Genomic DNA, 15049 nt, shown 5'->3' with positions numbered 1-15049 from the left:
GTCGTTGCGTAGGTGATATAATGGGGGGCACTAGGAACCGAGGGGGACATACATGATGCGAAATTGGCTGGGATACTTGGTTCCCCATAAGTTGAAATATAGATTATTTACCGTGTTTGTCCTTGTCATCTTACTTCCATTTAGCGCGCTTAATGTATACAATTACACGAAAATTGAAACGCTCGTTCAGAAAAAAATAAGCGAGCAAAGTCACGAGCAGTTGAACTACCTTCATCGATCTCTTGAAGACCAGCTTAGCATTGCGTTCAAGACGCTGATTTTCCTGGAGCAGGATTCGGATGTCCGATACATTTTGCAAAATCCGGACAAGCGCTCTGTGCTCGAAAACAAGGAATTAATGGAGGGCAAATTCAAGGGACTTAATAATAGTTTCTTTCTCTACAATCCTTCGGTGTATTTCACCCTGCTGGACGATTATGGTCACGTATACACGTCGTATCAACCTAAGGATTCACTCGATTATGAACTCATTTCGACCAATCCGTCCTTTGTTACAATGAAGGAAACTCAGTCGACCAGCTTGTGGGTTCCCGACGACGACAATTATGTTTCTCGTGATATTACCCGTAGCCCGACGCTGGTGTCGCTCTATACCGAGCTACGGGATCGGAACAATCGGACATACGGCAAGGCGAGAATCAGCATTGATTTTTCCTTCTGGTTTCAATCTGTCCTAAAGAAGTCTGAGAGGGAACAAGCTTATTTTATCCTGACGAGGAAGGGAGAACTCATTGCGCGGTCTATTCCGGATACCGAGCTTTCGCCGGAAGCGATTAAGCAAGTGGCTGATTTGCCGAGCAACGGCTTCTGGACTGACAAGAGGAGCGATACACTCGTTAACTTTAGCTACCTGTCCTCCCTGGATTGGTATATGGTGGATCGAATTCCCCTACATATTTTGTTTAAAGAGATTGAGAGCCTTAAGAAGCAATATTTTGTTACCTTTTATATGATTACGGCTGTTTTCGTCGCTATCGCCTTTATGATTGCTTACACGTTCACAAGACCCCTGTCTCGTATGCAGATCAAGATGAAGGAAGCCGTTCGCAAGGATCTGAGAATCCGACTTCATGAGGATGTCTACAAAGGAGAGATTCTGGAGCTGGCACGAACATTCAACACGATGATGGTGGACATGAACGGGCTGATTCAGCGCTTGAAGGCAGAGGAACGTCAGAAGGATGCCGTTCATTTTCAAATGTTGCTCGCTCAGATGAATCCTCATTTCCTGCTGAATACGTTAAACACAATGAAGTGGATTGGTCTCCGCAATCAGAATGAAGAGATCGTTGAAATTTGCTTATCACTCGGGAAGCTATTGGAAACGAGTCTGAATTCTGATGTCGATCTCATTCACCTTAAGGACGAGATCGAACTGACGAAAGCGTTCGTCTATATTCAGCAGGTCAGGTATGGCAACCGTTTCGAGGTTGAATTCAGTTATGATGAAGAGCTTGTGTACACCCTCGTTCCCAAATTAAGCTTGCAACCACTCGTGGATAACGCGATCCGGCATGGGTTTGGCAATATGGAGGAGGGAGGAAAAATCCAGATTCGGATGAGTGTTAGCGGAGTAGCAAGAGAGAGATTGACGCTTGAGGTTGAAGACAATGGAATGGGTATTGTGCACTCTAAATTGAACCAAGAGCAGGGCCGCAAGCGTCCCGGAATTGGCCTTACGAACGTTAGAGAAAGATTGAGACTATTGTTCAAAGACAAGGGCGAGCTGGAAATGGTCGAGTTACCGCAAGGCATGTTGTTCCGAATGCATCTGCCGCTCTTATTGTCCGAGCCATTCGAGAGCGCTCCGCATTCCATAACTTGAGACGGGCAAGGGGGGGGATTTTCATGTGGAAGGTGCTACTGGTCGAAGACGAGATTTTTGTTCGTGAATCTGTCAAAGAGATTATTCGCTGGGAGGATATGGGCTTTATACTCGTCGGGGAAGCGGGCAATGGAATGGAGGCACTTGAGAAGATTCGGCAAGACCCACCGGACCTCGTGCTCTGCGACATCGTAATGCCGCAGATGGATGGGATCGAGCTGTTGAAGGAAACACGCAAAGCCGGAATTGCCTCCAAATTTGTCATGTTGACCTGCATGGGCGACTTCGAATCGATGCGACAGGCTATGGAGTTCGGTGCGTCAAATTATATCTTGAAGCTGTCCATGAGCGTGAAGGATTTACGCGAGACGCTGACGAAGATCAGCGCCGAGCTATCCGCTGTCTCCGATTCTTCAACAGTTACTGTGCAGGAGCGTTCTTCTCGGGGAAGTGGATCTGTCCTAGACAGGATTACGCATCCTGAAGTGAATATGATCATTAAGTATATCGAGCAGAACTATGATCAGGACATCACGCTCAAGTCGTTGTCGCGATATGTGATGATGGGAGAAAACTACGTTAGTGCACTGTTCAAGAAGAAGACCGGAGAGACGTTGATTCACTACCTGCACCGCATCCGGGTGGCTAAGGCAATCGATTACTTAATGAGCACGGACCTACCCGTGAACCGGATCGGACAAAACGTTGGCTTCATGAACGATAACTATTTTATTAAAATTTTCAAAAGAGTGACGGGCACAACCCCTAGCCAATATCGGATCACAAGATAGAACGATTTGTTACGCGGTAGCGCATAAGCAAAGGAATTGCGTATATCTGTTCCATGTTCTTCATAATTTTGTTACTTATGGACTTCCCTTCCGTCTTGCTATCCTTGAGATGCAATATTATTCCTAGATTGTACAGGGAGGTCGTCGTTTGTGAAGAAAAAAAGTTGGATCGCTGGTATGACAACGCTTGTACTCGCAATGGGTGTGATGGCTGGATGTTCAGGTAACGGGAATAACGTCAAGAGCAGTTCATCCGCTGGAGGAAGCGATGCGGGAGCATCTCCCTCGGCTAGCACACCAGTGAAGTCAGGCGATACGATTAAATTGAAGATGTGGGGGGGCGTCCCTCCAGAAGCGGGACCACAAACGGTAATCGATGCATGGAACAAGGATCATTCAGACATCCAGATTGAATACGTTCGCTACGTCAATGACGACGAGGGGAATCTGAAGCTCGACACTGCAATGATGACTGGACAGGATGTTGATTTGTACGTTAACTACACGATGTCTCATGCATCGAAACGGGTGGAATCAGGCTTTGCGGTCGATCTGAGTCAGTTCTCGGATTACAATATCGATGAGAAGATGGGTGCTGACGCGGCAAGCTGGAAGATCAACGACAAGTATTATGGCATGCCGACAACGAAGAGTGCGTTCTTCGTGGCACTGAACAAAGATGCACTCGACGCGGCGAGCTTACCGGTGCCGAAGGAATGGACTTGGGACGAGCTACGCGAATACGCTAAGAAGCTCAAGTCCGGAGATGACTACGGATTCATCCAGAACACCGAGCCTTACGTAGATCCGCTCGATTCAGTGCTGTCACAGCAAGGCTATACGAAAGCGGACGGAACATCCAACTTGGACGACCCAGGGGTCAAGAAGTGGTTGGAAACATTGAATGCGATGATGACGGTGGATAAGACAACGCCGCCGCTCGGTGAGCAGCTGACGTCGAAAATGCCGGTTGAACAGATGTTCTTGAGCGGTGAAGCACCGATGCTGAACATCGGTGCATGGCTGTTGAGAAGCTCAAACAATTTCACAGATTACCCACGCGATTTCAAAATTGCATTTGCTCCTGTTCCTCGTCTTACGGACAATGCAGCAGATTATGTGACTCGAGGTGGACTTGGTGATTACACTTCAATAAACGCGAAGTCGAAAAACCAACAAGCTGCATGGGAATTTCTGAAGTGGTATGCGGACGGTGGAATGGCACCAATGGCAGCCGGTGGCAGAATTCCAGCATCGAAGGATGCGGATGAGGAAGCGGCACTCGAAAGCTTGCTCGGTGACAAAGGTGATACTTACGATCGGGATTCCTTGATGTACGTCATGTTTGATAATAAGACACCAACCTTTGTACGTTCGGTTCCACAGGAAGTCGTGGATTTACGTTCGCAGGAATACGAGAAATATTTCCTTGGTGCACAATCACTTGACCAGACGCTTGCAGCCATGACGAGCCGACATAACGAGTTTTTGAAGAAAAAGTAGACTGAAGTAGATAAACAGGGGAATGCCGGTTGTGACGGCATTCCCCTGTTATACGTTTGACTGTTGGCGGATTCACTGTTGGATAGAACAATTTGATGCGTATGAAGTAGAAGTCGCCATATGGCGGCTTTTTTTGTATGGATTTGTTTTATGAAGTCGATGGTTTTGTTCCTTATGGGAGAACCGTTCGGTTGATAGACTGAAACTATCTCATGAATAAGCGAGGCTGAAGCACATGAACAACAATTGGATGAAAAGGCAGAGACTGCTGGGCTACGTGTTCATCGGTCCGAGCATGCTCGGTGTACTACTATTCTTCTTGATCCCGGCTGCCTATTCGTTTTATCTCATGTTTACGAACTACAAGTTCATGAATCCGACGGTTAGATTCGTAGGTTTCGACAACATCACTCGTCTGCTGCACGACCCCATGTTTTACCTTTCGCTACGCAAAACGATGTTGTTTCTCATGGCTGTGCCAGTATCGATTGCCTTTGGTTTCGTGACGGCAGTCATTCTGAACCAACGCCTATATTTGAAGAAGCTGCTGCGCGGACTTTATTTCATGCCCTACATTACTAGCGGTGTAGCTGTGGCTTTCGTATGGATGCTAATGTTCCAACCAAGACAAGGACCCATTAACGGTTTGTTGAGGAGTATCGGCATCGATAATCCTCCCGGCTGGCTGTCGACAACGACGACCTCGATGTACGCGATCGATATTATTTGGGTGTGGTTCCTTCTAGGCTACAACATGATTATATACCTCGCTGCACTGCAGGAGGTATCGACAGAGCTGTTGGAAGCCGCCAAAATCGACGGAGCTAAAAGAGGACAGGTATTGCGGAAAATCATCTGGCCGTTAGTCAGCCCGACTACCTTCCTCCTACTCATTACCGGCCTGATTATGACGATTAAGTCGTTCGGGATTATACAGGCAATGACTCAGGGAGGTCCGGGAAATAGTACGACAATTCTATCCCTTTACGTCTATCAGAATGCTTTCCGCTATTATGAGATGGGCTATGCGTCTACGATCTCCTGGGCACTGTTCCTAATTATCCTTGTCATTACGGTTCTGCAGTGGATAGGACAGAAAAAATGGGTTCACTATTAAGAAAAGAGAGGAAGTCAACGACGATGGAAATGAAACGACGCCTGTCCACCGATGTTCCGATGAGGTTAGTTGGGACGATCGTCATGCTCGCGCTTGCGATCGTCATGATCATGCCTTTTCTATGGATGATTAGTACCTCCTTGAAAACTCCGGCGGAGGTATTCCAATATCCGATCAAGTGGTTTCCGTCCAATCCGACCTGGGAGCATCATATTAAGGTATGGTCTGGATCCAAAAGCTTCGGCACTTATTACCTGAATTCTCTTAAAATTTCTATCATCGGCATGCTGGGGGCAACCTTCCTATCTGCCTTCGCCGCATATGGCTTCGCCCGTATCGAATTCAAGGGGAGGGGCGCCTTGTTCATGGTGTATTTGTCGATGATGATGATTCCTCCGCAGGTGCTGTTCGTTCCGAAGTTCATCATGTTCGAGTGGGCAGGCATCTATAATACGCATCTTGCGCTCATTTTGCCGGGGCTGTTCACGATTTTCGGAGTATTCATGCTACGTCAGTTTTTTATGACCATACCGAATGAGATTTCCGAATCGGCCTTTATCGACGGAGCGGGACACTTCCGGATATTCTTCCGACTAATTTTACCCTTAGCTAAGCCTGCTCTAGCGACACTAGCGATTATCGATTTTTCTTGGCAATGGAACGATTACGAGAATGCGCTCGTGTTCCTAATCGACGAAAGCCTGTATACCGTCCCGCTCGGCTTGCAGAACTTTATTCTTGAAAACATGATCGATTACAACGGTATGATGGCGGCTGCTTCTGCAGGAATCTTGCCGATGATCGTCGTGTTCGTGCTCGGTCAGCGGTTTATTATTCAGGGCTTAACGAACTCCGCTGTAAAAGGGTGAGATAGTTCCGAGTAGAAACACGCAACAAGTGGGTTATCATTCTGTGCTTGACCAAATTTGCGATAAAAGGGTGAGGATAGATGCGAATGGAAACGATACAATCGGACGTTACGGTCATCGGAGGAGGACTTTCAGGGATATGTGCTGCGGTGGCGGCTGCACGGCTTGGCAAGAAAGTCGCACTTGTCCATAACCGTCCCGTGCTCGGTGGTAATTCCAGCAGCGAAGTCAGAGTCTGGGTTTGCGGTGCGACCGCTCACGGAACAAACCGTTATGCTCGGGAGACTGGCATTATGGGCGAATTGTTCGTGGAGAACCAATATCGTAATCCAGAAGGGAACCCCTACCTATGGGATCTGGTGCTCCTAGAGACAGTTCTAGCGGAGCCGACCTTGCAATTGTTCCTGAATACGGATGTGCACGAGGTCGAGGCCGAAGGAAGCGAAGACAATCGTTATATACACTCCGTTACGGGCTGGATGATGGGATCGGAAAGGAAAATCCGCTATGAGAGTCCAATTTTTCTTGACTGCACAGGGGATGGGCTGGTCGGCTTCCTTGCCGGAGCTCGTTACCGACTCGGAAGGGAAGCTGCACATGAATACGGTGAAGCTTGGGCGCCTGATATTGCTGACGATATTACGCTAGGTAGTACTTTACTGTTCTATACGAAGGAAGCAGGCCGTCCGGTGAAGTTCGTACCTCCGAGCTTTGCTAAGGATATTACACAGACACCGATTCCGATCAAAAGAGTCATCCGAAGCGGTGACTCGGGCTGTCATTATTGGTGGATTGAGTGGGGCGGTGAGTTGGATACAACACATGACAACGAGCGCATCCGGGACGAGCTATGGTCCGTTATTTATGGAATCTGGGATTATATCAAGAACTCCGGTCAATTCGCGGCGGAGACGATGACGTTGGAGTGGGTCGGATCAATTCCGGGCAAAAGGGAATATAGGCGTTTCGTGGGCGACTATGTCCTGAACCAGAACGATGTGCTCGGACAAGTACCTTTTGTGGATAGAATCGCCTTTGGCGGCTGGTCGATCGACCTGCATCCGCCCCAAGGAATGTACGCGGATGAGAGTGGATCGAAGCATATGCACGCGGACGGCATCTATCATATTCCTTACCGCTCCTTGTATTCGACCAACGTCGCGAACCTGCTTTTCGCTGGGCGAAATGTCAGCGCGTCTCATGTGGCGTTCGGTACGACACGGGTGATGGCGACTTGTGCGCTTATGGGTGAAGCGGCGGGAACAGCTGCTGCATTATGCGCGCAAAAGGGGGTTTCTCCTCGCAAGCTTTACGAAACGGGATTGGAGGAGCTTCAGCAAACCATGCTGAAGCAGGACGCCTCTATTATAGGCCTCGCAAACAAGGACATGAACGACATTGCACGCCAGGCTAAGGTCCGAGCCTCGTCTACGAGGACACGGATCGCCATAGAGAATGGGACGGCGAAAGTTCCACTGGAACGGGATGCTGCATTGCTTTTCCCGGTCGATCCTAGCTTGAGCGGATTAGAGCTGTTGCTTGACGCGGAAGAGGACACGGAGGTAATCGTGGAGCTATGGGCGACCGGGCGATTGGAAAATTACGTGCCTGCTGAGAGAATCGCGGAAGTGTCCATGAAAGTAGATAAGGGCGAGGGGCAATGGCTACCGTTCGAGTTGGAGTGGGAGCCGGAGCAGCGACAGAACGCTTTCGTTATCATTAGGAACAACGATAAGATCCGACTTTATCAGTCTTCCGAGCCATTTACGGGTGTACTGGCGTTCGAGAGAGGGGCTCTTCCACTCGCGGCAGTTGAACTAGAGGACCACGATCCTACCCAACCGATCGTGGAATGGAGTATGAAGTCGCTAATTCGACGACCGTTCTGCTTCCGCGTTTCGTCGGACACTGCAGCGTATGCACCACAGCAGGTGATTGGCGGCTATAAGCGTCCCTATGGGGGTCCAAATCTTTGGGTATCCGAGCCTCTGCGGGAAGATGGAGAGGAATGGCTGGAACTGGATTGGGGTAAGGTCGTCCCTATTGGTGAAATTCTCATGACGTGGAACGACGACGTTAACGAGGACCTCATTAATCTCCATCATCACCGAACTCCATTCGATGTCATACCAGAGTTGGCCAAAGCTTATCGAATCGAGGCAAGAATCGAGGGCGTATGGAGTAGGGTCGTCACCGTTACCGATAATCGTCGCCGTAGTGTTCGACAGAAGCTAGAGACGCCGGTACTCACGGACGCTCTTCGGATAGTTATAGAGGAAACGAATGGCGCACCTTGCGCAGAGCTGATCGAAGTCCGGGTTTATTCCTGATGGTAGTATGTAGTGTTAGAGGGGTCAGATTCTTCAGTTGAGTTAAGATGTAAGATTAGATTGGACACCAAGGTGTCCGGTCTTTTTTTTATCAATTTTTACTCTGATAAAATCTTCATTTGACTTTAAGTCGAATTCTTACCATTATTAAATACTTAAAAACCATCTAATTCGGGTTAATAATACGTTAGACCACAGTAGGAGACAGCAATGAGAGAACAGAATGTACATACGCAACAGGGAAAAACACACAGAGACTCTAAATTGTCGGTCCGCTCCGGCTTATATACATTAATGAAACGATTTCGGATTCTGATCATCGTAATCCTTCTGGGGCTTACGACGGTTGTCGCTTTCGGAGCCTATTGGATCAAATCTCTTAATATTGAGAAGCTGGTTGTTCCCATATTAGCTCCCACTCAATTAATAGATAAGAATGGCGAGCCAAGCTCCCAGATGGTTTCCGTCAAAATAGAACACGTATCGCTCGACCAAATTCCGCTACATATGCAGCAAGCGATCGTCGCGGTCGAGGATAAACGATATTACGATCATACCGGAGTGGACGTCTTTGGCATTATTCGTGCGGCGTTCCGTAATGTGAAGGAAGGTGGAGCAGCGCAGGGAGGAAGCACGATTACCCAGCAGCTCGCCAAAAATGTATTTTTGACCGGTGAAAAAACATTCTCACGCAAGCTGACGGAAGCAGCTTATGCCCTCAAGATCGAGTCTTCTTATAATAAAGACGAGATCCTCGAAATGTATTTGAATCAAATTTACTTCGGTGAAGGGCAATGGGGAATACAAAGAGCAGCCAAGCGGTATTTCGGCAAGGACACGAAGGATTTGACGTTGGCCGAAGCTGCCTTACTGGCGGCTCTACCGAAAGCTCCGAGTCGTTATTCTCCGCTTAAGAATAAGGAGCTCGCGCTGGAGCGAAGAAATCTTGTGCTGAGCTTGATGCGGGATGAACAATTCATTTCGCAAACAGATTATAACCAAGCTATTACTGAGCCTATTCAAGTACTCAAGAAGGTTCCCTCGGAACAGCAAAATCATCTGCTAGGTCAATATGCTTCGTATACCGATGAAGTGATTGATGAGGCTATTGAATTATATGGATTCACCGAGCGCCAGCTGTTAGCTGGAAATCTTCTTATCTACACAGAGCTAGATCCAGTTGTTCAAAGTGCGATGGAACAAACGTACCGTAATGATTCCCTGTTTCCCAATAGCGCGCCTGATCAACTCGTGCAGAGTGGAGCGGTTATTATGGACCCGTCAACTGGAGGCGTTCGTGGAATCGTGGGGCAACGGGGTGAACATGTCTTTCGAGGTTTCAACCATGCGACACAGCTAGTTAGACAACCCGGTTCGGTCTTCAAACCCTTGATGGTCTATGCACCTGCCTTGGAGAAAGGGTATGATGCGAAATCAATGTTGTATGATGGCCCGTTAGACCTAAATGGGTATAAGCCTGAAAATTCAGATCATCGAACTTTGGGACAAGTATCTCTTCGAGATGCAGTTATCCATTCCAGGAATATTCCAGCGGTGTGGTTATTGAATGAGATTGGACTGCAAACTGGAAAAGCGTTTGTTGAGAAGCTGGGTATTCCGCTTAGTGAAGATGATAACAATCTAAGTTTGGCGCTAGGTGGACTGTCTCAAGGACTATCACCTCTTCAAATAGCCCAAGGCTTCAGTGTTTTTCCTAATCTAGGGGTGGAGGTTCCGGCGCATACGATTACCAAAATCACGACGACGGATGGACGAGTATTAGCCGAAGCCGAGCTTCAATCGGTTACAGCTATGTTGCCGGAGAATGCTTATGCGATGACAGAGCTACTCAGTGGCGTTGTGCGAGAAGGAACAGGAAAGAATGCGGCAATGGATCGTCCGGTAGCGGGGAAAACGGGTACAACACAGCTGCCGCAAAACAAACAATTCGCAGGGATTACCGGTGGTTCTAAAGACGCTTGGTTTGTCGGTTATACGCCAGAATTGGTAGGGGCGGTTTGGCTTGGCTATGACAATACGGATAGCAAACATTATTTAACGACATCTGGTGGACAATATCCGGCTTTAATTTTCAAAGAGATGATGTCATTGTCCTTAAAGGGTGTTCCAGTATCCGAGTTTAAGCGTCCTGAGAATTTGAAATTAAATAATGGGAATATCGGTAAAGAAGATAAGAAGGGAAATAAGGATAAGGATAAGAAAGACAAAAAGGATAAGAAAGATAAAGATAAAGATAAGGATAAAAAGAAAGATAAAAAGAAAGATGAGAAGGAGAAACAAGATAAGCAAGATAAACCGAATAAGGATTGGAGAGGAAGAAAAGAGGAGTAGTTTACGACAAAAACCCAGGAACCCTTACCTAGTAAGGGTTCCTGGGTGGGCATAAATCGGACTTCTGATTCGTATCGGATTGATCTTTACGGTTTAAACATCTGCTTCAAAGATAATCGCCCTCAGAACACCCTTATGCTCCGACTCCAGATAGTTTCTCGAAATCATTGCAAGGATTTTCCCCTCAAACTTGTGATATGATTTCGATCATGCATCCCGATCGATGGGATTCCAAAGTGGAATTTACGATTGCCGTGCGGAGATGACGGTTCTTATCGTATAAGTATTGGACCTTTCTAACAGATGAGTTGCCAACCCTCGCTCGATCCTTCTTCCCCTTATCCGAGGCGAGGGAGGATAATTATGTTGCTGGCTTGTCTATGGGAGGCTATGGGGCGTTCAAATGGGCACTAAGGCACCCGGATCGGTTTGCCGCTGCAGGTAGCTTGTCCGGTGCACTTGATATGGTGGGCGTACAGGGATACTCTGATACACGTAGATATAGCATGGAGAGAAGAAGTGAATTTCATAAGAAGTTAAAAAGTATGCTTAACGAAACCTCGGAAACCTTGCGCAGCAAGGCTTCTTTTTTTGATTAACAGAAAAAAATATAGTTACTACTTAGGTCTAAGTCTCACTATCCATAACCCGATCCGGCAGGCCTAGTCGAGAGCTCGTGTGTTAGGAATAGGATTTGCAGCAAATCGGACATTAGGATCCGTTATTTACTGCAAAACCTATGATTTCGTGGAGGTTCGATCCGGTATTAGCTAGAGATATTTTTGTATTCTTTAGGCGTGGTTCCAACGACTGTTTTAAATACACGACTGAAATAATGATGATCCTGATAACCGACGATTTCCGCAATATCTTTCAGGAGCATGGAGGGGTAGTTAAGCATGAGCGATTTTGCTTTCTCTACACGTAACGCCGTAATATACTCCACGAATGATTTGCCACTATTGTTACGAAATAAGTTACATAAATAAGAGCTGGAAATATGGAATCGTTCAATTAAATCACCCAAAGTTAGTGCTTCCTTCAGATGAGAGGAGATGTAGCTTTCAATCTGTTGGAATAGTAGAGCGCCTGAATCTGTTTCATGGACCTGGGGTTGGAATATGTGAATGATTAAATCCCAAAAGGAATCTGCTGTTTCCGAGAACGAAGACGAGACAAAGCATATTTCCTCTATTCGAATTTCCAAGGTTTTGCTTGTCACGATATCGATAGAGGGTAATTGTTGCTCCAGTAATCGAACGATGCTCTTTAAGTTTTTTTCCAAATATAATAGGGGAGTATGTTTGATACCCCAGGTTTGAAAGAAATGATCGATCAATTTCTTAATTTGTTTCCAGTCACTTTTATTCAGGTAGAGGGAAAGTTGCTCCACCTCATCTACCTTTAGAAGGAAAAAATCATGCTGAGACTCAATACGATTAGACAGCGATATGAACTTGGGGTGACCAATGACGAGATTCTTATAAAGCTCGTCAGTCAGTTTTCTATAAACCATATTTATGTCTATCAGATGGTTCACACTATCGCAATAAGCAATTGAAGGGCAACGTCCTTTGTTCATAAAATGATTCTGGGAAAGCTGAAGGAGGTTATTTATTTTGAGAACCGGATTTGTTTGAAAACCGAAAACGACCGCAAGCTCTTTCCTGCTATTCGTCCGCAGCACCCATAACTCTTCCTGCTCGTCGAGATAGCTTTTGGCTTTGCTGTAATAGGTTTTCTCTACTTTGAGTGATTGGGGAAGTAGCAAGTCATTGTCGATTGAGAAGTCATGATCTGGAATAAGCAGCAACCCATAATGCGGAAAAGGAAATAATCGCTCTTGAATAAGCTCAGGCAGCGAGGAGATACGATTGCTTTCGATAAGTAATTGTAAGATTTCTTTGGCCCTTGAGTAGGTTTTATTTGTTAGTCTATCTTGAATCCGTAACAGAACGCTTCTTACGGCATCGGCTTCTATGGGCTTTAACAAATACTCTTCGACGTTAGCACGTAATGCATCTCTGGCATAATCAAAGGTCGAGAAGCCGCTAATAATGATGACTGCGGTGCTAGGCCAACGCTGTTGGACCTTATGAGCTAATTCAATACCGTCCATCGCCGACATCTTAATATCCGTAATAATGACATCAGGAATTAAGAGGGGAATTTGATCAAGTGCCATCTGTCCACTATAACATTCCGCAATAATTTCAAACGAATAGGTCTCTTCTTCGGAGGCTATCCGCATAATCAGTTCTTTTAATTGCTCCAGAAAAACGGGTTCGTCATCTACAAGCATAATCTTCATTACGTGTATGCCTCCTAGAGAAATTTAATGTTGCCGGACATAGTGATGTAAGCTCCCCTATTTACATTGTTACCCACCGTATAATGAAGCTGGTTTTTCAAGATTAACTGCATCCTTGCAAGGGTGCTGCATAATCCCATCCCCCCGAATCCCAATCGTTCACCTTGAGTGATGGAGTCGAGTTGCTGTAAATAGGATTCAACCTTATCGCGTATCGTTGGCAAGACGGTCTCTGAAAATCCAATTCCGTCATCCTGCACAGTCAGCTCCCACCGCTCCCCTATTATCTTTCCGGAAATACGGATATTAAGGGGGTGAGCATCTCTAAAGCCATGTTGAAGGCAGTTTTCCACTAATGGCTGTAAGGTTAGCTTAGGTACGATTAAATCGTTCATTTGTTGATCGAAATCAAAGCTGTACTCCAAACGGAATAAGTAACGAGATTTCATAAGCTCTAAATATTTCCTCGTGAGCTCTATTTCTTGATTCAATGAAGTTACGGGTGAACTGGTTGTAGAAGAATATCTTAAGAAATCCGCTAGATTGGCCGTAATTCTATTAATCTTTTCCGTATCCCCTTTATCAGATAAAGCTTGGATTACACCAAGCATATTAAAGAGAAAGTGGGGATTGATCTGTGACTGCAGCGTATCAAAATGGGATTGAAGCTGTAGGGTGCGAAATTGGATAATTTGCTGTAATGAGTTTTGCAGCCGATCATTCATAATCCGGAAGGCTCGGTTAATCTGATCAACCTCATTCATTTTATATTTGTTCTCAATACCTAGGGGCTTATCTATCAAGTCGATCCGATCTATGCTACTTTTAAGCTTAATTAAGGGATTCATCAAAATTTTGGCTAAAAATGATAAGAAGAATACCGAAAATATAAGAAACACAGCAAGAGATGCGATAAAGATGTTCCGAAGAAAACGAATGGGGGCGAGCACCAGGTCCTTGGTGACAGCTAGCTCAGCAACGATATATTTCTTGTTGGTCGTTTTCGTAAAGGTATAGAAGTTATCACTATTTTCACTGGATACTTCTAGCTCTTTGTTTGATGTCTTGGTGTAAAAAGTATTGCCCCTATCGTCCAACAAACGGAGTTGGCTTCCTTCCCAGGATAGTGAGTCTATTGACGCAAGGAGATCGGCGGCTTTAATCTGTACCTCGATATATCCGGATTGCTGGTCGTTAGGGTCGATTGCACGTATGAAGGAAAATACAGCAGGTTGCTTTTCATTCGTCCATTCGTCGCTATCGGAATATCGATAAAACGTGTTACCGCGAAGTGGAGCGATTAAGGGAATCCATGAATGAGAGGCTTCCGATTCATAGATGTTATTATTGATGGGCTTACTTGAGAAGAGAAGACCACTATTAGCATAGAGGGTAATCCGGTACAGATCTTGATAAATGGAGCTGTTAATTAGGATAAATTTATCAAGCGATTGGGTTGCTTTTAGTCTTTCAACAGAATCGGTAGACCTATTAAGAACATTAAGATAGTAGATCATCGTATTGCCGACAGCATCATAATTCAGGTAGAGCTGCGTGCTTATATTATCAAACTCATTCTGATAGGCATCTAATTGATCAGACACTCCTTGAACCGACTGTTCAAGGTTAGAGAGGGTACTACTTTCAATATTTTCTTTAATGTAGAAATAAGAGGGAATGGAAACACCGAGCGTACAGACAAGAATAATTAGCATATAGGTCAGGAATAGTTTTGCGCGTAAGCTGCTGAAGGAGAACATAGACATCCACCTATCATCTTAGAAGTCGATCATTTTTTTAATACTGTATCATGAACCAATATCAATTGAAATGGAGTCAAGGTTAACTATGGAGCTCAGACTGACGATATCGAGAAGTTGATAAGATTATCCACCTGCGATGAATAAGAATGTCTATTTAGTTCCAATGT

General features: G+C 45.8%; 9 protein-coding genes and 1 pseudogene. 8 read left to right on the top strand and 2 right to left on the bottom strand.

Annotation, left to right across the window (positions count from 1 at the left end; genetic code table 11):
- Nucleotides 1-52: 52 nt before the first annotated feature.
- From M1K58_RS26630 to M1K58_RS26595, 8 genes and pseudogenes are all read left to right on the top strand, one after another.
- Entirely contained in the window at nucleotides 53-1846 is a 1794-nt protein-coding gene (locus tag M1K58_RS26630) for a cache domain-containing sensor histidine kinase (RefSeq protein ID WP_256761934.1), read from the top strand.
- A 23-nt stretch (nucleotides 1847-1869) separates the two neighbouring features.
- On the top strand, nucleotides 1870-2637 hold the full coding sequence (locus M1K58_RS26625; protein ID WP_256761933.1) for a response regulator: 768 nt from the start codon (nucleotides 1870-1872) through the stop codon (nucleotides 2635-2637).
- Nucleotides 2638-2787: 150 nt separating this feature from the next.
- Nucleotides 2788-4140, top strand: a complete 1353-nt coding sequence (locus M1K58_RS26620; protein WP_256761932.1) for an ABC transporter substrate-binding protein — start codon at nucleotides 2788-2790, stop codon at nucleotides 4138-4140.
- A 235-nt stretch (nucleotides 4141-4375) separates the two neighbouring features.
- A complete protein-coding gene (locus M1K58_RS26615; protein WP_256761931.1) occupies nucleotides 4376-5257 on the top strand; it encodes a carbohydrate ABC transporter permease in 882 nt (293 codons plus the stop codon).
- A 59-nt stretch (nucleotides 5258-5316) separates the two neighbouring features.
- Nucleotides 5317-6126: a carbohydrate ABC transporter permease gene (locus tag M1K58_RS26610; protein WP_372339216.1), complete on the top strand. Its 810-nt coding sequence runs from the start codon at nucleotides 5317-5319 to the stop codon at nucleotides 6124-6126.
- Nucleotides 6127-6206: 80 nt separating this feature from the next.
- Nucleotides 6207-8456, top strand: a complete 2250-nt coding sequence (locus M1K58_RS26605; RefSeq protein ID WP_256761929.1) for an FAD-dependent oxidoreductase — start codon at nucleotides 6207-6209, stop codon at nucleotides 8454-8456.
- A 210-nt stretch (nucleotides 8457-8666) separates the two neighbouring features.
- Nucleotides 8667-10808 carry a transglycosylase domain-containing protein gene (locus M1K58_RS26600; RefSeq protein WP_256761928.1) on the top strand — a complete coding sequence of 714 codons (2142 nt, stop codon included), beginning with the start codon at nucleotides 8667-8669 and terminating at the stop codon, nucleotides 10806-10808.
- A 281-nt stretch (nucleotides 10809-11089) separates the two neighbouring features.
- A pseudogene (locus M1K58_RS26595) lies at nucleotides 11090-11281 on the top strand (alpha/beta hydrolase-fold protein); the annotation flags it as partial.
- Nucleotides 11282-11574: 293 nt separating this feature from the next.
- Here M1K58_RS26595 and M1K58_RS26590 read toward each other — a convergent pair.
- On the bottom strand, nucleotides 11575-13119 hold the full coding sequence (locus tag M1K58_RS26590; RefSeq protein ID WP_256761927.1) for a response regulator: 1545 nt from the start codon (nucleotides 13117-13119) through the stop codon (nucleotides 11575-11577).
- A gap of 14 nt (nucleotides 13120-13133) precedes the next feature.
- Nucleotides 13134-14879 (bottom strand): sensor histidine kinase, encoded by a 1746-nt coding sequence (locus tag M1K58_RS26585; RefSeq protein ID WP_256761926.1) that lies wholly within the window; start codon nucleotides 14877-14879, stop codon nucleotides 13134-13136.
- Between the last annotated feature and the right edge of the window lie 170 nt (nucleotides 14880-15049).

The sequence above is a fragment of the Cohnella sp. WQ 127256 genome (assembly GCF_024519285.1).
Taxonomy (GTDB): Bacteria; Bacillota; Bacilli; order Paenibacillales; family Paenibacillaceae; genus Cohnella.
This window is presented reverse-complemented; position numbering and strand designations above follow the sequence as displayed.

Excerpts from the sequence above, each read along its gene's own strand:
- M1K58_RS26630 (WP_256761934.1), top strand. The coding sequence starts at position 53 with ATGATGCGAAATTGGCTGGGATACTTGGTTCCCCATAAGTTGAAATAT.
- M1K58_RS26625 (WP_256761933.1), top strand. The coding sequence starts at position 1,870 with ATGTGGAAGGTGCTACTGGTCGAAGACGAGATTTTTGTTCGTGAATCT.
- M1K58_RS26615 (WP_256761931.1), top strand. The coding sequence starts at position 4,376 with ATGAACAACAATTGGATGAAAAGGCAGAGACTGCTGGGCTACGTGTTC.
- M1K58_RS26610 (WP_372339216.1), top strand. The coding sequence starts at position 5,317 with ATGAGGTTAGTTGGGACGATCGTCATGCTCGCGCTTGCGATCGTCATG.
- M1K58_RS26605 (WP_256761929.1), top strand. The coding sequence starts at position 6,207 with ATGCGAATGGAAACGATACAATCGGACGTTACGGTCATCGGAGGAGGA.
- M1K58_RS26600 (WP_256761928.1), top strand. The coding sequence starts at position 8,667 with ATGAGAGAACAGAATGTACATACGCAACAGGGAAAAACACACAGAGAC.
- M1K58_RS26590 (WP_256761927.1), bottom strand. The coding sequence starts at position 13,119 with ATGAAGATTATGCTTGTAGATGACGAACCCGTTTTTCTGGAGCAATTA.
- M1K58_RS26585 (WP_256761926.1), bottom strand. The coding sequence starts at position 14,879 with ATGTTCTCCTTCAGCAGCTTACGCGCAAAACTATTCCTGACCTATATG.